The organism is Marinimicrobium agarilyticum DSM 16975 (assembly GCF_000423345.1).
Classification (GTDB): domain Bacteria; phylum Pseudomonadota; class Gammaproteobacteria; order Pseudomonadales; family Cellvibrionaceae; genus Marinimicrobium; species Marinimicrobium agarilyticum.
This window is the reverse complement of record NZ_AUHU01000003.1, coordinates 281,381-299,840: the sequence shown is the minus strand read 5'-3', so window position 1 is coordinate 299,840 and position 18,460 is coordinate 281,381. Positions and strand designations below refer to the sequence as shown.

The window sequence follows — 18,460 nt, the reverse complement described above, 5'->3', positions numbered from 1 at the left end:
ACAGCTGTGGGCACGATCCAGGCAAACCAAACACCCGACCCGATATTCACCACCAGTATGGCCGTACACATTGATATGAACGATCCGCCTTGTCCCACGACGTGTAGTCTAAGCCAGTTCTTCGGCTTTCGTTTCGCGGCCAAGAATCCTAACAGTGCGAAGGAGTATGACATCACCGCAATAGGCAGAAACCACCACAACCGTTGGAAATCGAGTGCGGCGAGAATACAGGCGGTCACCGTCATTGCGAGGAAAATCCAATGATACAGATTACCAAGGAGGGTATGCGCTCCTCGACGCTTTATCGCCTGGGCGGCGCCAATGGCGATAAGGACCGCGGCGGTTCCAAGACCCACGTGAAGCGCTAGCATTATTCCTTGAAGCATATACTATCCTTAACGCTATCTATATTTTATTTATTGTTCTTTAATATCAGCTGGCTGATGGATGCCATCGCATGAAGGCGAGTCTTCGATCTCCAAGGAGCTCACGCCTTCTGGGGACGTAACGAGACGTCAATCAAAAATTTCGTTCAAGAAGTTCTTTTAGTGTTTTTAGATCTTTGTCTACTGCACTCGCGTCTTCTGAAAATTGCTCATCAGACATTCCCGGTTGCCGCAGCAATGTGAATATGAACTCGCTGCCATCCCCGTTAGGAACAACCCGCATTGGGTTATGAACGATCAGCCCCGACTCAAGCTCAACATCGTGATCCATGACGCCAAACCTATTCGCCCCGGAAAACCGAATCTTAACCTTTCCGAACGGCGCCTCAGCCACCCATGAGTCTCCCTCTCGTTTGATCTCAGAGCTGGCCAACCCCGCTGCCCAACGTGGCAGGTTCTCGGGGTTCGAGGCAAACTCATAAACATCGCCTGGAGGGCGATCAATATAAGTGCTGATATGTTTGACGTCACGCATCAGTTGAACTCTATTGGGGCGTCGCGTCCCACACTTGGCCAGAGGCCGTACCGTCATTGGCGGGGTTGAACACCTCAACCGCCATCACCTGGTACGTGGGGTCATCACTCGCGTTAAAGTTATTCATATCCGGGATAATCCACCCGGTGTCCGCCCATGCCTTGAGGTGGTCCGCAAAGATAATCTCATGGTCTTCTCCCAGTGGCCGCTCCTCAGTAGGTTTGCTCCAGTACTGGTAGAAGGTGGACGGACCATTGATGGACGGCTTCTGCTCCCGAACCGAGCGGTATGTGGAATACTCTACCCCGTTGCTGGTGAAGGTTTTCCCGTAGACACCATCCTGGCTTGGATCGTAGGTCCACCGCTGCAGAATGTAGTACTCCACCAAGTGGGCCGGGTCAGAGGTGGGCATGGTCTCGTCATAGCCCCATCCGTACAAGGTGATATAGCTTGCGCCACTGTCTTCGTCGAAACGATAGCCGATAACCCGGTCCTCGTCACCGAAGTGCCACCCGGGGCCACCGACATAGTTGTAGCCGCCACCTTCCCAGTCGACGCTGAACTCGCCATCGGTGTCCAAGGAGAGCGACGTGGAACCGCCATCTTTCCAGTGTGTGAAGAAAAAGTCCCCCACATGGCCCGTCGCGTGATTCTGGGTAATCACAGTGGGACTGGAGAATTGCTGGGTATAGGCCTCATACTTCTCCAGGCCGCCATCCACCGGCGCTTCTGCGGTATCAGGGGCGGCGCTCTGTTGATCTTTGTGCACCAGCGTGCAGCTTACGAGGCCACACATAGTGAGCAACATCGCTGCCTTAATGTTAAAAACGTTTTTCATGCTACCAGCCTCTATCTCTGTCCCACACCCTGCCGTCTGACAAGTTATGATAATGGGATACGTTAACAACGGTAATCGTTCTGTAATTGACCGCTCAATGGATATTGTAGTCTTCATGACACTATGTCCACAACATCCATCGCCCCATCACCCCGCTACATAGACACCTGCGCCACTCGACATCCCAGGCCCGCAGGGCGCCACGAGGGCGAGGAAATCCGCGTAGTCATGACCGTTGGACCCTGGCCGTATCGCAGCAAGACCGGCGAGCTGATGCTGCTCTGGTCCCGCTGGAACAAAGACAAAGCCTATACCACCTCACTGGCCTTTTCCGACAACGGAAGATTGACGGGCAACTGGACCCACCGCGAGCAGCGATACGGCCATCCCTGACATATGGACCAAAGGGGCAGCTATGTCCGTGGTAGCGAAAGCGGAGAGGAGAACTCCGCAACGCACCTACTTACCGCTGCAGGGGATAACTTGGAATCACAGTCGCTTCTTTGCACTAATTTCCACTTGTATATGAAAAGTTTACTGCCTGTATTTTCCATCCGGCTTCAGATTTAACGAGAAGCCAGCTTTCATCCCCCCAATTTTGCAAATCGCCATTTAAATAGAACTTGTATTCAAAGTAGACACTGGCCACATTTCCGTCTGTAAATATTTTTATATTCTCGAACTCTTCTCTAGGGTCCCCCTCTAAACCAACAACCCAATCTATAAATTGCTCCGGACTACCATGAAAGAGTTTCCCGGGAACATTTCCTTGCCCTTCGCTGTTCTTATTCAGACCCTGATACTCTTCTTCCGAGAAGACTCCAATCCAGCTAACACCCTTTTCAACAAACAAGCTCAGGAATTTCGATTTGTCTTTCTCTTTGATTGATAGACTAAACGCATCAACAACGTTAGAAATCCCTTCTTCACTGGAATAACCATATAAGGGACATAGCAGAAATAGTACTACCATAAAGTTCACTATTTTCTTCACGAGCATTTCTCCTTGTTACTAACAGCAGGGCCACCGGCATAATTTTCGGGTAGCGTTTTTGTGAAAAATGGAGCAATCGCGACAAACAAGTTTCATCATAGTGGTATGTGGCTGCACAAATTTGTTAGGCCAACTTCCCATATCTAAGTAACTTTTCATGTAAATCAGGTATACAAGATGGCTTAAACTCATGAATGCCACTTTTGATGTCCTCAACAGACCACCACTTCCATTTTTGAATGGTACTCTTTTCCTCGTCCGTCCATTCTGCGGCGAACACTTTGTCAGTCGAATTACAGTGCACGTGATAATACTTCTCTTGCCATAGGGCTGGAGTTGAACGAGCTACTGCGAATACGTCTTCTCGCTCCATCACCAATGGACCCACTTCACCCCCAAGACCAGTTTCTTCGTACAACTCTCGCTTTGCAGCATCAAGGTACGACTCCCCTGCCTTCAACTCTCCACCAACGGTTGCCCAAAACGGACATCTAGAGTGTTCATCCTTGTACTGAAAGAGTAACAGCTCGCCTTTTTCATTTATGATCATTAAACGAGAACATTGTCTTGTTTCCATTGTGGCCACCTCCTATCCTATTTTCCAACTAACGATCCAAGCAGGAGAATTCTCTACGCTTTGAGAGAAACGAGGAGAAAAATGCTCCACACCTTGGATGGTTATACGCCTTCTCTATCCGCCGGATGGTTGACACCGTCAACTTCACTCAAATTTATCGCCATTCATTGACCCTTGGCATGCACATCCCACCTATATTTGGCGCACTTTGGCTGACGCTGATTTTCAATCGTTGACCAAAATATCGAATAAAATACTCTTGTTATATTTACTTTTGTTTGACAAAATTATAGCTAAAGAACTGAGCGTGAACTGGTTGAACCGCCTCCCATTTTCCTATGTAGAATTTGGATTCAGCGAAGCCGATCCCGGGAAATAACAAAAACAACACTAGAAGTGGTAGTTTCATACGATTCACTTAACAGCTGTATATCGAGCTGGCACGATATCCCCCAAGCATTCACTCGAAAAAATGGCGGCAACTTACTGATACCTGAGTATTTTCATGGCAAACATCCAAGTTGTCAGGGCGCGCAGGCACGTTTTGCAAAGTGTGCCTGATTTTGGCGGGGCTGCCAATATTCTGTATGAACTGATCAATCTTTGGCCATTTCCGAACAACAATAGGGCTTTGCCATCCAGTGTGAGGTTGGGGTGCAGGCTGATACCCAATTCACGCTTGCAGCAGTCGCTTTTAGGCTTTTTAACCGGGAGTAGCACCTCTTTTTTCCTTCGACCGCCCAATACGAAAGGAATCAACCACACCGACAATCCAACAAATGATCAACAATAGAGAAGAAAGGTTAACAGCTTGGCCACCACTCCCGGCCAACGACTGAGACGCCAGCTCATTTATTTTGGCAACGTCAAAGGGAACTTCGCCACTTTGAATTTTCACACTCAATTCTTGCGCAACGTCCATGACAGTTGTAAGAACAAAATAAAGACAAATGATGGATATGCCCGACAGTATCGAACCTTGCAGCGGCTTCTTTAGGGAGAAGTGCCCTATACCAGGAAACACCAAGGCTGATAGAAGTACCGCCTTCATCGATTTACTCATGATTTTTACCAACACCTATTGATGACGAAGCCACTGAACCATAACCCTACCGTTTCAACCGGGGAATAAATTGTGTTTGTTTTTCATGTGGTTACATGCGGGAACAGGGTTAAGTGCGTACCGATTGTCGAGTATTGTTGTTCTTTAAAGCCGTCCGCGCAAGCCTGTCCACGCAAGCGGCGCCGCTTGGGATTGTGGCATCAGGAGATTAAGGCGATGGCGGCTACGTTCCCTGTAGCCCTTGGGCGGGCTATGCCGCTTCGTGCGCACTTTCCTTGGCGATGATCTGTTCCAGCTCCGGCAGGCAGGAGCCGCAGCCGGTGCCGGCGGTGGTTTCGGCGCTGAGGGCGTCGACGGTGTCGATGCCTTTGTCGCGGATAGCGTTGCAGAGGGTGTTGTAGCCTACTTGTTTGCAGGCGCAGACGAGTTTGCCTTTGGACTGGCTCTCGTCCGGTTTCCCGCTGAGCAGGGCGCGCATGGCGCTGGCGGCGAAGTCGCCCTCGAGCAGGTCGCCCAGCCAGTTGAAGTCTCGGCCGCCGAAGTGCTCGGCCACGGAGTAGGCCATGTGCAGCTGGCCTTCGCGCACCAGGGCGCGGCGGAATTCGCCCTGCTCGGGGTGACCGAAGGAGAGTTGCTGGTCACCGCGCTCGCACAGGGCCTGTAGCTGTTGGTCGAGCACTTCCGGGGGCTGCTCGCTGGCGACGCGGTAGAGGTAGCCGCCGTTGACCCGGCGCATGGCCCAGTAGTCCGCTTCGAGCGTGTTCAATGGTGCCCGGCTGACCACCAACGCTTCGGAGGCCTGGTACCAGGGGGCGACGGTGACCGGGGTGAATTTGTTTTCCGGCTGGCCCGAAGTGGGGTCGACGTTCTCGCCCACCAGGGCAGCGACGCGAGCCTGGCTGGCGAAGACGTCGTTCCAGTGCATGGGCATGAACACTTGCCCCACACCCACTTCATCGGTGACCTGGACCCGCACACGGGCCCGCCCCTGTCGGCTGGTGACATCCACCAGGGCGCCTTCTTTCAGTTGGTAGCGCCCGGCGTCCTGCGGGTGGACGCTCAGGAAGGGTTCCGGTAGGTGGCCACACAGGCGTGAAGCGAGGCCGGTGCGGGTCATGCTGTGCCATTGGTCGCGGATGCGACCGGTATTTAACGTTAACGGGTAGTCGGCGTCCACGGTGGATGCCGGGGCACGATAGCGCACGGCCACAAAGCGGCCCCGGCCCGAGGGGGTAAAGAAAACCCCGTCACGAAACATACGTTGATCCGCTTCTTCCGGCGCGCCCTCGGGAGTTTTGCCGGCGGGCAGTGGCCACTGCCGGGGCGGCAGTTGGTCGTATTCGTTCAACGTCAGGTTGGCGTACAGGCTGATGTCCAGGTCCCGCGAGCCGTTGTTGCCCTCGCCGGTCAGGCGGGCGTACTCGCTGAACACTTCCGCCTCGCTGGCGTAGTCGAAGGCCTCGCCGTACCCCATTTTCCTGGCCAGCTCGGCGATGATCCACCAGTCCGGGCGGGCGTCCCCCAAAGGCGGCAGCATGGCCCGCTGGCGCGAGATGCGCCGCTCGGAGTTGGTAACCGTGCCGGATTTCTCCGCCCAGCCGGCGGCGGGGAGGAGCACATCCGCCAGGCGGGTGGTGTCAGTGTCTTCTATGCAGTCCGACACCACGACCAGCGGGCAGTCTTTCAGGGCCTGTTTGACCTTGTCGGCATTGGGCAGGCTCATGACCGGGTTGGTGGCCATGATCCAGATGGCTTTGATTTTACCAGTGGCGACGGCATCGAACATGTCCACCGCTTTCATGCCGGGGCGGGTGGCCAGGTTATCGGTATTCCAGAACTCACTGACCAGGTCCCAATGGTCGGCATTATCAAACTCCATGTGCGCCGCCAGGGTGTTGGCCAGACCGCCCACTTCCCGACCGCCCATGGCGTTGGGCTGGCCGGTCACGGAGAAAGGCCCCATACCCGGCCGGCCGATGCGCCCGGTGGCGAGGTGACAGTTGATGATGCTGTTGACCTTGTCGGAGCCGGCAGTGGACTGGTTCACGCCCTGGGAATAGACGGTCACGACTTTCTCGGTTTTTTCAAACCATTGGAAGAAGGTTTCCAGTTGGTAGTCCGACACACCCAGCTGCTTCGCCAGCGCCTGGCGGTCGCCACCGTCTTCCATGGCGGCCACCAGCCCTTCGGTGTACTGCTCGGTATGGGCCTGAATGAAATCTTCATTCACCGCGCCCTGCTGCGCCAGGTGGGCGAGCACGCCGTTGAACAGGGCCACATCGGTACCCGGCTGAATGGGCAGGTGCAGGTCCGCCAGCTCGCAGGTATCGGTACGACGGGGGTCGACCACCACCACTTTCATATGGGGCCGTTGTTGCTTCGCAGCCTTGATCCGCTGGTATAGCACCGGGTGGCACCAGGCGAGGTTGGACCCGGTGAGCACCAGCATGTCCGCTTCTTCCAGATCGCTGTAGCAACCCGGTACGGTGTCGCTGCCGAAGGCGCGCTTGTGTCCGGCGACGCTGGAGGACATACAAAGGCGGGAATTGGTGTCGATGTTGCCGCTACCGATAAAGCCCTTCATCAATTTGTTGGCCAGGTAGTAGTCCTCGGTCAGAAGCTGGCCGGACACATAAAAGGCAACGGCATCGGGGCCGTGTTTGACGATGGTATCGATAAAGCCTTCGGCCACCCGTTGCAGCGCTTCATTCCAGGAGGTCTGCCTCCCGTCCACTTTGGGGTGGAGCAAGCGCCCGGTCTCGCCCACCGTTTCACCGAGGGCCATGCCCTTGGAGCAGAGGCGACCGTAGTTCGCCGGGTGCTCGGGGTCACCCTCCACCTTCACCTCTCGCTTGTCGGCATTGACGGTGGCCCGAATGCCACAGCCAACACCACAGTAGGCGCAGGTGGTGGCAATGGTTTTCTCCCGCGGCGCGCGGGGCTCGACTTGAACGGGTTCGTGCAGTTTGACTGTCATGACTTGGCCTTTCCAAAAACACGGCCGACTGATCGCCGGCGTCCATCGAAGGTTTTGCGTTAGCAATAAGGGTGCAATAACTAAACCAAGTCGTCGCTTGTCCGTTTCCGGGTCTATGCTTTCACTATAGGCCGTCGTTTTGCCTGTTTTTTACTCAAAAAAACCACTCGAGCACTACCACGGTGCGGCTGCACCACGTCTTGCCCTTTTTTGATTCAAATTAGCGCTTTGCCGGATGCACCGTTTTGCATTGTTTAAGGGCGCTGTTGCACAGGCATAGTGCTCGAATTTCGGGATGCTCCGCCTTCGATTTTTCCTCCCCTCTCCGCTCGACCCAACCTAAGCCACTGAAATAAAAGCAGTTATTATTTTTTGTAACGATTTTGTCGAGCGCTGGCACTGTCCTTGCTCTTACCCAAGTGTGTTTGAAAAGAATCCTGCACGGATTCAAAAACGTTCAGAAGTTTTTAGGGCAACCGTTATGAGCATCGCAATCAAGTCATCCATTACGTCCATCTCGAAACGCCGCCGCACCGAGAGCGCCGGTAAAGTCTGGCTGGTGGGCGCCGGCCCCGGCGATCCGGATTTGCTCACGGTGAAGGCCCTGCGCGCGATTGAAAACGCGGACATCATTTTCTTCGACCAACTGGTGAGCGCCGATATTCGCGCGCTGTTCCCCAAGGGCACCCCGGCACTGTATGTCGGTAAATCCAAAAATCACCACAGCATTGCCCAGGACGATTTGAACCAGCGCTTGGTGGACCAGGCGCGCATGGGCCTGACCGTATGCCGCATTAAAGGGGGCGACCCCTTTGTGTTCGGCCGCGGTGGTGAAGAGTTGTTGACCCTGCGCCGCGCCGGTGTGGATGCCGAAGTCATTCCGGGTATTACCGCCGCTTCGGGCTGCAGCAGCGCCGCCGGTATGCCGCTGACCCACCGCGGGGTGTCCCAGGGATGCACCCTGGTGACCGGCCACGGCGAAACCGAAGTGACCGCGAACTGGCAGGCATTGGCGCAGCTGAACCACACCCTCGTTTTTTATATGGGCGTCTCCCGTGCCGAAGACATTGCCACCCAGTTAATGAAGGCCGGGCAATCCGCCGCGACGCCCGCGGCGATTATTGAAAACGGCTGCCGGGAAAACCAGCGGGTGATTACCACGCGTTTGGACCGGTTGGCGGAAAGCGTTATTAACGAAGCGGTTCAGTCCCCGGCGTTGATTGTGGTTGGCGACGTGGTCGAGCTCGCCAGTGAATTGGCACCGGAGCAGTTTTTGAATGAGGTTCAGGGGCAGTGTTTAGAGGCCGGCGCCATCGCGTGAAATCGCGGAAAGCCCAGAGTCACGCAGAATTCGAGATTTAGTCAGGAGTAGGTTATGAAACAGCGCATTATTGTGGTCGGCAACGGCATGGTGGGTCACAAGTTTATCGACGGGCTCATGAGCAACGAGAAAGCCGACGAGTTTGAGGTGATCACCTTTTGCGAAGAGCCGCGCCTGGCCTATGACCGGGTGAAGCTGAGCAGCTACTTCGATGGCTCTAGCGCTGAAGACCTGGCGCTCACCACTGAGGACGATTATCGCGAGAAAGGCGTCGTCTATACGCTGAACGACCGCGTGGTGAGTATCGACAAAGACAAGAAGACGGTAACCACCGCCGGCGGTAAAACCGAAGCCTACGACAAGCTGGTGCTGGCCACCGGTTCCTACCCGTTCGTACCGCCCATTCCCGGCGGTGACCAGGAGCACTGCCTGGTGTACCGGACCATTGAGGATCTGGAAGCCATTACGGCCTCGGCCAAAGAGAGCAAGGTCGGCGCCGTGATCGGTGGAGGTCTGTTGGGTCTGGAAGCCGCCAACGCGCTGAAAAATCTGGGCCTGAAAACTCATGTACTGGAATTCTCCAAAGGCCTGATGGCCCGCCAGTTGGATGAGGGCGGCGGCCAGCTGTTGTGCGAAAAAATCGAGCAGTTGGGCGTGAAGGTTCATACCGGCAAGAACACCAAAGAAATTATTGAAGGCGACGAGTGCCGCTACAAAATGAACTTCGCCGACGGTTCCGAGCTGGAAACCGACATGGTGATTTTCTCCGCCGGTATTCGCCCCCGTGATGAGCTGGCCAAACAGGCCGGCCTGGACATGGGCGAGCGCGGGGGCATTGTGATTGATAACCACTGCCTGACGTCCGACAAAAACATCTACGCCATTGGCGAGTGTGCCTTGTGGAACAACTTTATTTTCGGCCTGGTGGCGCCGGGCTACCAGATGGCGAAAGTGGCCATCGACCACATTATTGACAAGCACGAAGAGGAGTTCACCGGCGCGGACATGAGCACCAAGCTCAAGTTGCTGGGTGTGGAAGTGGGCAGCGTGGGCGATGCCATGGGGCAAACCCCGGGCGCCCAGTGCTACACCTATAACGACGGTGTGGCACAGGTGTACAAAAAACTGATCGTCTCCAAAGACGGCAAGAAACTGCTGGGCGCCGTGCTGGTGGGCGACACCGAAAGTTACGGCACTCTGCAGCAGCTGTTCATCAACGGCATGGACCTGCCCGCCGCTCCCGAGCAGTTGATTCTGCCGCAGTTGGACGGCGAGGCGCCGGTCGGTATGGGTGTGGATGCCCTGCCCGAAACCGCACAGATCTGTTCCTGTTACGACGTCACCAAGGGCGATATTCAAAAAGCGGTTCAGGAAGGCTGCACCGACATGGGCGGCATCAAGTCCTGCACCGGCGCCTCCACCGGTTGTGGTGGTTGCGCCGCCCTCACCAAGCAGGTGATGGATGCGGAGCTGACGTCTCTGGGTGTGGAGGTGAACAACAATCTGTGCGAACACTTCGAGTACAGCCGGCAGGAGCTGGCGGACATCGTGCGGGTCAAGCAGATCAAAAGCTTTGACGAACTGCTGGAAAGTCACGGTCACGGACTGGGCTGCGATATCTGTAAGCCCGCGGTCGGCTCGATTCTGGCCTCTTTCTGGAACGACTATGTGCTCAAAGAGGAGCACGTCGGCCTGCAGGACACCAACGATATTTACCTGGGCAACATGCAGAAAGACGGCACTTACTCCGTCGTGCCCCGGGTGGCCGGTGGCGAAATCACGCCGGACAAGCTCGTGGTTCTGGGCGAGGTGGCCAAAGAATACAAGCTCTACACAAAAATCACCGGCGGCCAACGAATCGACCTGTTCGGCGCCCAGTTGCATCAATTGCCGGACATCTGGCAGAAGCTGATCGACGCCGGCTTTGAAACCGGCCACGCCTACGGCAAGGCGGTGCGCACGGTGAAGTCCTGCGTGGGCAGCACCTGGTGCCGCTACGGCGTGCAGGACAGTGTCGACATGGCCATTGCCATCGAGAACCGCTACAAGGGCCTGCGCGCACCGCACAAAATCAAGTTCGCCGTCTCCGGTTGTACCCGCGAGTGCGCCGAGGCCCAGTCCAAGGACATTGGCGTGATCGCCACGGAAAAAGGGTGGAACCTGTACGTGTGCGGGAACGGCGGCATGCGCCCGCGCCACGGCGACCTGTTCGCCACCGATATTGATGACGATACGTTGATCAAATATATCGACCGGGTGTTGATGTTCTACATCCGCACCGCGGACCGCCTGCAGCGCACCTCCGTCTGGCTGGAAAACCTGGAAGGTGGCCTGGACTACCTGAAGGAAGTGGTCATCGATGACAAGCTCAATATCGGCCAGGAACTGGAAGATGACATGACCCGCAACCTGGCGAACTACCAGTGCGAGTGGAAAACCACCCTGGAAGACCCAGAGAAGCTCAAGCGCTTCCGCCACTTTGTGAACAGCGACGAGCGGGACGACAACCTCGCCTATGTGGCCGAGCGCGGCCAGCGCCGCCCGGCAACCGAGGAAGAGCGCAAAAACCGGATTCCGTTGGTAGAGATTGCTGACTAACCGCTGACCATCGCACAGGAGATACGAGCTATGCACGCCACTGATACGACGCAAGACACTCAGTCAGCACCGGGAACGGCTGAGCAACAATGGGTAGAAGTCTGCGCCAAGAGCGACCTGGTTCCGGACAGCGGCATCTGTGCGCTGATCAACCAGAAACAGGTCGCCATTTATTACAGCAAACGGTTGGATGAGGTGTTCGCCATCGGCAATTACGATCCGATCGGCAAGGCCAATGTACTGAGCCGGGGAATGATCGGCTCCATCGGGGACCACACTGTGGTCGCCTCCCCGCTGTACAAGCAGCACTTTGACCTGCGCACCGGCGAGTGTATCGATTCACCGGAGCACACGGTGCCGGCATACGAGGTGCGCGTTCACAACGATCGAGTGGAGATCAAAATCTAGCACAGCCGTTTTCACTTTACGGGCTGCTGAAAATAACAGCCGCTGTCCCCGCAGCGTGTTTCATCAGCCCGAACCGACTTCTTCATTGCTTCATGAAGTCGACTCGTTGGGGTGGCTCCGGCCACCCATTTTTTTATCCAGAACGCCTGCCTTGACGTATAGTGAGCCCACACGCCAACGATTGGAGCCGCTATGTCTTTTCGCTATGACCGCCACGACATCGATCGCATGGACCAACGGTATCGTGCGCAATTCATCAATTCCCTCGCCGGCTTCAAAAGCGCCAACCTGGTCGGTACCGTTGACGCTGAAGGCCACACCAACCTGGCCATTGTCAGCTCGGTGATCCACCTGGGCGCCAACCCGCCTTTGGTGGGAATGATGACCCGCCCGCGAACGGTGGAACGTCACAGTGTGGAGAACCTGCTGAGCACCGGCTACTACACCCTGAACCACGTCAGCGCCGATATGATACGCCCCGCCCACCAGACCTCCGCCCGCTACGCCCGGCACGAGTCGGAATTTGAACACACCGGTTTGACGCCCGAGTACCAGGGAGATTTTCCCGCGCCTTTTGTGCGCGAAAGCCGCCTGAGCATCGGCCTGAAGCTGCGAGAGTGCAAACACCTGGAAATCAATAACACGGAGTTCATCATCGGCGAGATAATGACGGTGCACCTGCAAGACGACGTGGTGAGGGCGGATGGCTACGTCGACATCGAGGCGCTGGAGAGCGTCACTATTTCCGGGCTGGACAGTTACCACCGAACCTCACGGCTCGAACGCTTGGCCTACGCCAAACCCGACCAGGCGCCGCGACCATTGGAAGAATAAAAAAACAGCCGGTGACCGCATGGCCACCGGCTGTTATCCCATCAACCCTTGCGGGCTGTTGTTTTCAGGTTACTGAGCGCAAGCGCCCTGGTCGATCCACACGGCCCACTGGGAGCTGTGATCGGCCGGCGGCTGACCCTGAGTCCACCATTTGGCTTCGTAACGGTTGTCGTTGTAACGAACCTGGTCACCCTGGGTGTACACAGCATTGGAGCTCCAGTTCGGGATGCCGACGCAGACGTTGTTGTCATTGCCATCAGACGAGCTGGAGCTGCTCGAAGAGCTCTCGCTGGAGGAGGACGAACTACTGGAGGAGCCACCGCCGTCCCCATTGAACACCACATCCACACAGGCGTAGAAGGCTTCCGGGCTGTCCGAACGCTGCCATACGGCGTACACCACGTGTTTGCCATTGCGGTTCGGCAGGCTGACAGTGTGGCTCGGGTAAGTTTCACCCGGCTTGGGGTCGGTTTCCATCAGGTATTCCAGATCGTCCCAGGTCAGTGGCTGTGAAGGATCATAGGAAGACTTGGTGATGTAATAGCGGTAGTAAAGCGACTTGTGCGGCGCGGAGTTGTACCAGGTGAACGTCTGTGAGCCGGACACCGGCGTCGCTTCCCAGTCGGTGCGGGCCAGGTCCTGGCCCCCAAAGGTACCGGGGTCGCCACCGCTACACAGCTGGCCGTCCGGAACCACAGTCTCGTGCTGACCGTCGGCCGCCCCCTGGCGAATGCCGTTCCAGTCATAAATCTGCTGAGTGCCGCTTTCGGCAATCGCCGCCGCACACGCGGCAGAGCTCGGGTTCTGGCCCTGCTCTTTACAGTTCCAGATCCGGCTTTCCGGAGAGGTGATGGTACCGTGAGCGCTGGCCAGCTGAGACGCGGCCGTCCCCGCCAGTGCCAGGCACCCGATGCTGAATGTTTTGATTACGACGCGGCTTAACCACTGTGTCTTCATTGTTATCTACCCTCTTTTTCGTGGTGTGAAGTGTGAATGGACACAAGGCCTTTCAAAAACAGCCCAAGCTTGTTTCGCACAAGTTTTGTTTCGAAAGGCAGGGTCGATAAAAGCACACCGGATAGTTATTTTCAAATTAATAAGTATTATTTGTTAGTTATTAACACAACAAAAACTCGTGGCTCTCCGTGGCACCGCCCGATAAATGCGGGCCCTGTCACAGTTCAGGACGGTTTAGAGAAGCAACAGTAATTAAAAGAGACTGTTAATATTCAAAAATGGAACTTAAAAAAATAGACTAATTTGTTATTAAAATAATTTGTTGTTATTCACTTTACGTCGTTTTGCAAAGAGTTCAGGCGATGACGCTGATCAGGAGCATGGTGTTCATGTCCTCTCGTGATTGAGAGGCCGCCAAAAAACCGATTGACGGTCGGTTTTTTGGCGGCGTAGCATGCTCCCAACCATCACCCTTGTGAAGTAGCCACCCTATGTCAGTAAAACCTGTCAGCTCCATGCCGTTGGGAGACCTGGAAACGCTCGCCATGGAACACCTATGGGCAGAACCAGGCGGCAGCACCGCCAAGCAGGCTCACGAGGCATTCGGGCAGGCGCGCGGCGTTACCCTCAACACCGTACAGTCCACGCTGGAGCGGTTGTTTCGCAAGCAACTGCTGACCCGACACAAGGAAAGCCACGCTTACTGCTACCGCGCGGCGATCACCCGCCAGGCGTTTTTATCCTCGCTGATCAACCAGGTGCTGGGCCGTTTTGGTGGCGACTCGGCCTCCTCGGTCGCGGCCATGCTCGATGCGGCCGAGCGTATCGATAGCCAGACGCTGGAGTTGCTGGAGCAGGCAATCCGTGAGCGTCGGCAGCAGGAGGCCAGACAATGACGCTTCTCTGGCTGTTTGCTCTGCTGGGATTACTGGGCTGGGCGCTGGCACAGACGCTCGTTCCTTTCACTATCGAGTGGCTAAAAAGGTGCCCTGCCCAAGGGCGATCGCAACCACGCCGTATTCTCCTGGTGGCAGCCTTACCGTGGCTCGTTCCTATGACGGCCGCTCTTGCCATGGCCCTGTTGGCGAGCGCCAAACGCCTCGGCTGGGTGCACGACCACTGCACCCTTCACGCGCCGCACCACCCGCACTTCTGCTTCGAACATCTGCCGGAAATGCTGCTCGCGCACGGCCATTGGCATGTGGCCATCACCGCGGCCGCTTTATCGGTTTTCGCTCTGTTGTGCCTACGGCATGGGTACCGGCACCGTCGGCAGTCCACCCGCCTTTGCGCCCTGACCGCCCTATCCCGCGGCAAAGGCGTGCTGCGCGTACTGGACGACTCTCGGCTGATGGCGTTTGCCGCCGGCGGCACAGCGCCTCACATCTACCTCTCCCAAGGGCTGCTGGGCGAGCTCACCCCAAGGGAGCGGCGAATGGTTATTGCCCACGAAGCCGCTCACATTCGGTACCGGGACCTACAGGCCGGTGCTCTATTGGAAACCCTGCTGCTCTTGCATTTCAAACCCTTCGCCCAAGCATTACGGCACCTTTGGCATGAGGCGATAGAGCTTCGCGCCGACGAACGGGTGGCACGTCGTTTCGGAAAAACCGATACCGCTGAACTGCTTCTGCGGTTCGCCCAGGGTACGCAAGCGGCTCCGGTGCCGACGGCGTTCGGGGGTGGAAACCTCACCCTACGGATTCAGACCCTGCTAAAGACCGACACCCCAAGCGGCCGGGATACGCCGGTTTTCGAAGCGGTTATCGCCATTTTTTTAGTGGCGCTGCTGGCCGGCCTCTCGGCCAACCATCACACACTGGAAACCTTGCTTGGCCTGGTGGTTCGACTATGAAAACGCCCGGTTATCTTCTCTGTGTGATGGCGACGCTGCTGACTGCGCCTTTTGCCAACGCCGAGCTGACCGAAGCCGCCGCGATCGAGCAAGGCATGGCGCAACCGGCTATCCAGTCCCTGCTTGAAGCCCAGCAGGACCAGGCCGAAGGCGAGCGTCTGAGCGCCGGGCGCTGGGACAATCCGGACATTGAATACAGCCGAGAAAGCCTTGACCTGCGGTCCGGCCAGAGTGAAGAGACGACCTGGTGGGTGCGCCAACGGCTGGATCTGGCAGGCAGTAAAGGACTGGAACGCGACGCGGCGGCCATGACCGAAGAGGCTGCCGAGACCCGGGTCGTCATGGAGCGTCGCCAATGGCGGGCGCGCATTCGCGAGCAATTTTACGACGCCCTTGCCGCCCAGATTCGCGCGCAGGCGCTGACGGATCACAGCCAACGCCTGCAGCGGATGGCAACCGTGATCGAACAGCGGGTCGCCCAAGGCGACGCCTCTCGGTACGACAGCCTGCGCATGAACCAGGAACGCACCCGTGCCCAGAGCGCCGCCACCGAAGCACAAGCCAGGCATCGGGCCCAACGAGAGCAGTTATTCAGCCTGGTGGGCGGTGACCCGGAGCGCCTGGGCGGTGCCCTGCTCCCCCCGGCGGTGGCGTACGAAGAGCACCCCCTGAAACAGCACCCGGAACTGAAAATGCTGACGGCGCTGGAGCAAAGCGCGACGCTGAAAGCCAAAGCCGCGCGACGGGCCGCCTGGCCAGAGGTCTCCCTGGGCGTGGGCCGCAAAACGCTGGATGAGGGGGGCTATTCCGCCGAGGGCAATGCCATCGCACTCAGCGTGGAAATTCCTCTGTTCGACCGAAACGAGGGAGATGTTCAGCGGGCGCGGGGCCTGGCCCATGAGTACGCCGCCGACCATGCCCTGACACACAATCGCCTGCGGGCACAGCTCCGGGCGCTGCGCCTCACGCTCGCGGCCCAACGGGAATCGGCCCAAGAGTTACGCCGGGCCATGAACACCGGAGACGATTCGCTCAGTGCCATCGCCGAGGCGAGCTACCAGGCCGGTGAACTGAGCGTGATGGAACTGGTGGACGCCTATCGCACCGAGCTGGACACCCGGCTTCAATATATCGACAGCGCCCGAGCGGCGCGCACGACATTTATTCAATTACAACAGTTGGAGGGTCAATGATGAAGAAAACCACCATGAACACCTTGAGCACGACACTGATGGCACTACTGGTCTCCGCTGGTCTGCTCGCGGGCTGCAGTGATGCCGACGACCACGGCCACCCCCACAACGGCGACGAAGCCCACGAACACGCCGAGGGCGATCACAGTCACGACGGCGAAGCGCCCCATGAGCATGAGGGGGGCGATCACAGCCACGATGAACCCGAGACCGAAGCTTATTACGGCGACGAGGCCGACGAGTCCTCCACAGAAGAGATGTCCATGGAAACCTCGACCGATCACCATGAGGACCACGAGGAAGGCCACGATCATCACGACCACGGGGACGGGGACGGGGCGGATGATCACCAGCATTAAGACGGGGGCACGCTGGGCGTTACTGCTCGGCACTCTCACTCTGAGCCTCTGCTCTCAGGCCGGCGGCGGACACCCCCATGGTGCCGGTGGCAGCCACGACGAGGCGGACGGGCACAGTGACGAACCCGCCCTGGTCTACACCGACTACAGCGAATCGACGGAGCTGTTCGTCGAATTTCCGCCCTTGGTCGTGGGCCAGCCATCGACCCTGGCCGCCCATGTCACACGGCTGTCCGACTTCGAGCCGCTTACCCGCGGAATCATGGATGTGTCGCTTCTGCAGGGCGACAAAACCGTGGCCCGCTTTCGCGTCAAAGCGCCCGCTCGCCGGGGCATTTTCACCCCGACCGTTACGCCCCGCGAGGCCGGAACCTACCAACTGCGGGTGACGGTGCGCGACGGTGACCTGCAGGCGGTTCACGAGCTCGGTGAGGTGACGGTGTTCGCCGACCCGGCGTCCGCCCACATCGGCCAGAGCGAGCCACCCGGTGAGATCAGCTATCTGAAGGAACAGCAATGGGACAACCCCTTCGCGACGCGACCCGTTAGCGTTCAGCCGCTGCGCCCCTCCGTGCCCGGCTTCGGAACCGTGCAGGCTCCCGCTGACGGCAGCGCCATCGTGCGGGCCCCTTCCGACGGCTACTACACCACCACGGCCCTGATCAATGCCGGTGACAGCGTCGAGGCCGATCAGTCACTCGGTTATCTGGTGCCCCGCTTGGGCGAAGGCGCGGATATCGGCAACCTACTGGTTGAGCTGGAGCGCGCCCGCTCGCGCCTGGCACTGGCCCGGCAGGATGTGGAACGGCTCCAGACCCTGTTCGAGCAGGGCGCCATTCCCGAGCGGCGATTGCTCGAAGCCCGGCAGGCCCTGGAAATCGCCGAGGTGGAAATGCAGACGGCCCAGTCCCGCCTGCAGCAGCGCCGGGGCGGCCGCGAACAAGCGGGCATTGCCCTGCGCGCGCCCATTGCCGCCGAAGTGGTGGAAGCCAGAGTCAGACCCGGAGCGTTCGTGCGCGCGGGCGATGCCCTGTTCACACTGGCCGTGCCGGAGCGGCGCTGGCTGGAAGTGCAGGTCCCGGAAAAACACGCCGAACACCTGCGCCGCGCCAGTGGCGCCTGGTTGCCCTCGGACTCGCAGGCCAGCCCCCTGGTGCTGGATGCCCAACACCGGGCCCGCCTGGTCTCCACCCGCTCGGTCATCGACCCGGCCACCCGCACCGCCGCCGTGACACTTGAGTACCCGAGCGAGATCGGGCCCACACTGATCGGTGCCCGCATGCCGGCACATGTGTTCTATGGCCAACCCTCGGCGCGCCTGGCGATGCCACGCAGCGCCATCATTGACGACAGCGGCCAACCGGTCGTCTATGTCCAGACCGGGGGCGAAACCTTCGAGCGTCGCACCGTGCGGCTCGGGGTGCACGACGGCCCCTGGGTAGAGGTCCTGAGCGGTATCGCCGAAGGGGATCGGGTGGTTTCCGAAGGCGCCTATTACGTCAAACTGGCCGCGGCCGGTGGCGAGGAGATCGGCCATGGCCACGCCCACTAACCCAACGCTGCAA

17 protein-coding genes are annotated in these 18,460 nt (G+C 57.9%); 10 read left to right on the top strand and 7 right to left on the bottom strand.

Annotation, left to right across the window (positions count from 1 at the left end):
* Positions 1-519: 519 nt before the first annotated feature.
* The gene (locus tag G547_RS0101370) at positions 520-921 is read right to left on the bottom strand and encodes an SRPBCC family protein (protein ID WP_027328316.1); all 402 of its coding nucleotides are present in this window, start codon (positions 919-921) and stop codon (positions 520-522) included.
* Positions 922-931: 10 nt separating this feature from the next.
* Complete coding sequence (locus G547_RS0101365) at positions 932-1,759, bottom strand: glycoside hydrolase family 11 protein (protein ID WP_027328315.1); 828 nt, start codon at positions 1,757-1,759, stop codon at positions 932-934.
* 228 nt (positions 1,760-1,987) lie between these two features.
* Here G547_RS0101365 and G547_RS23275 point away from each other — a divergent pair, with 228 nt between their 5' ends.
* Complete coding sequence (locus G547_RS23275; RefSeq protein WP_157209743.1) at positions 1,988-2,152, top strand: hypothetical protein; 165 nt, start codon at positions 1,988-1,990, stop codon at positions 2,150-2,152.
* A gap of 115 nt (positions 2,153-2,267) precedes the next feature.
* Here the strand turns inward: G547_RS23275 and G547_RS19495 are convergent, their stop codons facing one another.
* The 4 genes from G547_RS19495 to G547_RS0101335 form a co-directional block, all read right to left on the bottom strand.
* Entirely contained in the window at positions 2,268-2,753 is a 486-nt protein-coding gene (locus G547_RS19495; RefSeq protein WP_157209742.1) for a hypothetical protein, read from the bottom strand.
* Positions 2,754-2,877: 124 nt separating this feature from the next.
* Complete coding sequence (locus tag G547_RS0101350) at positions 2,878-3,330, bottom strand: NUDIX hydrolase (protein ID WP_027328314.1); 453 nt, start codon at positions 3,328-3,330, stop codon at positions 2,878-2,880.
* A gap of 703 nt (positions 3,331-4,033) precedes the next feature.
* A complete protein-coding gene (locus G547_RS0101340; RefSeq protein WP_027328313.1) occupies positions 4,034-4,393 on the bottom strand; it encodes a hypothetical protein in 360 nt (119 codons plus the stop codon).
* A 250-nt stretch (positions 4,394-4,643) separates the two neighbouring features.
* Positions 4,644-7,370 (bottom strand): nitrate reductase, encoded by a 2,727-nt coding sequence (locus tag G547_RS0101335; protein ID WP_051234537.1) that lies wholly within the window; start codon positions 7,368-7,370, stop codon positions 4,644-4,646.
* Positions 7,371-7,851: 481 nt separating this feature from the next.
* Between G547_RS0101335 and cobA the strand changes: the two genes are divergently transcribed.
* The 4 genes from cobA (at position 7,852) to G547_RS0101315 (ending at position 12,531) form a co-directional block, all read left to right on the top strand.
* Positions 7,852-8,691, top strand: coding sequence for a uroporphyrinogen-III C-methyltransferase (gene cobA, locus G547_RS0101330; RefSeq protein WP_051234535.1), 840 nt, complete (start codon positions 7,852-7,854; stop codon positions 8,689-8,691).
* Positions 8,692-8,745: 54 nt separating this feature from the next.
* A complete protein-coding gene (gene nirB, locus G547_RS0101325) occupies positions 8,746-11,289 on the top strand; it encodes a nitrite reductase large subunit NirB (protein ID WP_027328310.1) in 2,544 nt (847 codons plus the stop codon).
* A 30-nt stretch (positions 11,290-11,319) separates the two neighbouring features.
* Positions 11,320-11,697 (top strand): nitrite reductase small subunit NirD, encoded by a 378-nt coding sequence (nirD, locus tag G547_RS0101320; protein WP_027328309.1) that lies wholly within the window; start codon positions 11,320-11,322, stop codon positions 11,695-11,697.
* A 192-nt stretch (positions 11,698-11,889) separates the two neighbouring features.
* A complete protein-coding gene (locus tag G547_RS0101315; RefSeq protein WP_036186380.1) occupies positions 11,890-12,531 on the top strand; it encodes a flavin reductase family protein in 642 nt (213 codons plus the stop codon).
* 69 nt (positions 12,532-12,600) lie between these two features.
* Here G547_RS0101315 and G547_RS19490 read toward each other — a convergent pair whose 3' ends face one another.
* Positions 12,601-13,488, bottom strand: a complete 888-nt coding sequence (locus tag G547_RS19490) for a lytic polysaccharide monooxygenase (RefSeq protein ID WP_051234534.1) — start codon at positions 13,486-13,488, stop codon at positions 12,601-12,603.
* Positions 13,489-13,979: 491 nt separating this feature from the next.
* Between G547_RS19490 and G547_RS0101305 the strand changes: the two genes are divergently transcribed.
* From G547_RS0101305 to G547_RS0101285, 5 genes are all read left to right on the top strand, one after another.
* Positions 13,980-14,384 (top strand): BlaI/MecI/CopY family transcriptional regulator, encoded by a 405-nt coding sequence (locus tag G547_RS0101305; RefSeq protein WP_084645524.1) that lies wholly within the window; start codon positions 13,980-13,982, stop codon positions 14,382-14,384.
* Positions 14,385-14,542: 158 nt separating this feature from the next.
* A complete protein-coding gene (locus tag G547_RS0101300) occupies positions 14,543-15,343 on the top strand; it encodes a M56 family metallopeptidase (RefSeq protein WP_027328306.1) in 801 nt (266 codons plus the stop codon).
* Positions 15,340-16,536 carry a TolC family protein gene (locus tag G547_RS0101295; protein ID WP_027328305.1) on the top strand — a complete coding sequence of 399 codons (1,197 nt, stop codon included), beginning with the start codon at positions 15,340-15,342 and terminating at the stop codon, positions 16,534-16,536. The genes G547_RS0101300 and G547_RS0101295 overlap by 4 nt, the downstream gene beginning before the upstream one ends.
* Positions 16,533-16,895, top strand: coding sequence for a hypothetical protein (locus G547_RS23580; RefSeq protein ID WP_169449414.1), 363 nt, complete (start codon positions 16,533-16,535; stop codon positions 16,893-16,895). Before G547_RS0101295 ends, G547_RS23580 begins: the two co-directional genes overlap by 4 nt.
* Positions 16,879-18,447 (top strand): efflux RND transporter periplasmic adaptor subunit, encoded by a 1,569-nt coding sequence (locus G547_RS0101285; RefSeq protein ID WP_027328303.1) that lies wholly within the window; start codon positions 16,879-16,881, stop codon positions 18,445-18,447. The genes G547_RS23580 and G547_RS0101285 overlap by 17 nt, the downstream gene beginning before the upstream one ends.
* The last annotated feature ends 13 nt before the right edge of the window (positions 18,448-18,460 follow it).

Bases quoted from the DNA above. Each gene is read 5' to 3' on its own strand.
- G547_RS0101370 (WP_027328316.1), bottom strand. From the start codon at position 921: ATGCGTGACGTCAAACATATCAGCACTTATATTGATCGCCCTCCAGGC.
- G547_RS0101365 (WP_027328315.1), bottom strand. From the start codon at position 1,759: ATGAAAAACGTTTTTAACATTAAGGCAGCGATGTTGCTCACTATGTGT.
- G547_RS23275 (WP_157209743.1), top strand. From the start codon at position 1,988: ATGACCGTTGGACCCTGGCCGTATCGCAGCAAGACCGGCGAGCTGATG.
- G547_RS0101350 (WP_027328314.1), bottom strand. From the start codon at position 3,330: ATGGAAACAAGACAATGTTCTCGTTTAATGATCATAAATGAAAAAGGC.
- G547_RS0101340 (WP_027328313.1), bottom strand. From the start codon at position 4,393: ATGAGTAAATCGATGAAGGCGGTACTTCTATCAGCCTTGGTGTTTCCT.
- G547_RS0101335 (WP_051234537.1), bottom strand. From the start codon at position 7,370: ATGACAGTCAAACTGCACGAACCCGTTCAAGTCGAGCCCCGCGCGCCG.
- cobA (WP_051234535.1), top strand. From the start codon at position 7,852: ATGAGCATCGCAATCAAGTCATCCATTACGTCCATCTCGAAACGCCGC.
- nirB (WP_027328310.1), top strand. From the start codon at position 8,746: ATGAAACAGCGCATTATTGTGGTCGGCAACGGCATGGTGGGTCACAAG.
- nirD (WP_027328309.1), top strand. From the start codon at position 11,320: ATGCACGCCACTGATACGACGCAAGACACTCAGTCAGCACCGGGAACG.
- G547_RS0101315 (WP_036186380.1), top strand. From the start codon at position 11,890: ATGTCTTTTCGCTATGACCGCCACGACATCGATCGCATGGACCAACGG.
- G547_RS19490 (WP_051234534.1), bottom strand. From the start codon at position 13,488: ATGAAGACACAGTGGTTAAGCCGCGTCGTAATCAAAACATTCAGCATC.
- G547_RS0101305 (WP_084645524.1), top strand. From the start codon at position 13,980: ATGTCAGTAAAACCTGTCAGCTCCATGCCGTTGGGAGACCTGGAAACG.
- G547_RS0101300 (WP_027328306.1), top strand. From the start codon at position 14,543: ATGACGGCCGCTCTTGCCATGGCCCTGTTGGCGAGCGCCAAACGCCTC.
- G547_RS0101295 (WP_027328305.1), top strand. From the start codon at position 15,340: ATGAAAACGCCCGGTTATCTTCTCTGTGTGATGGCGACGCTGCTGACT.
- G547_RS23580 (WP_169449414.1), top strand. From the start codon at position 16,533: ATGATGAAGAAAACCACCATGAACACCTTGAGCACGACACTGATGGCA.
- G547_RS0101285 (WP_027328303.1), top strand. From the start codon at position 16,879: ATGATCACCAGCATTAAGACGGGGGCACGCTGGGCGTTACTGCTCGGC.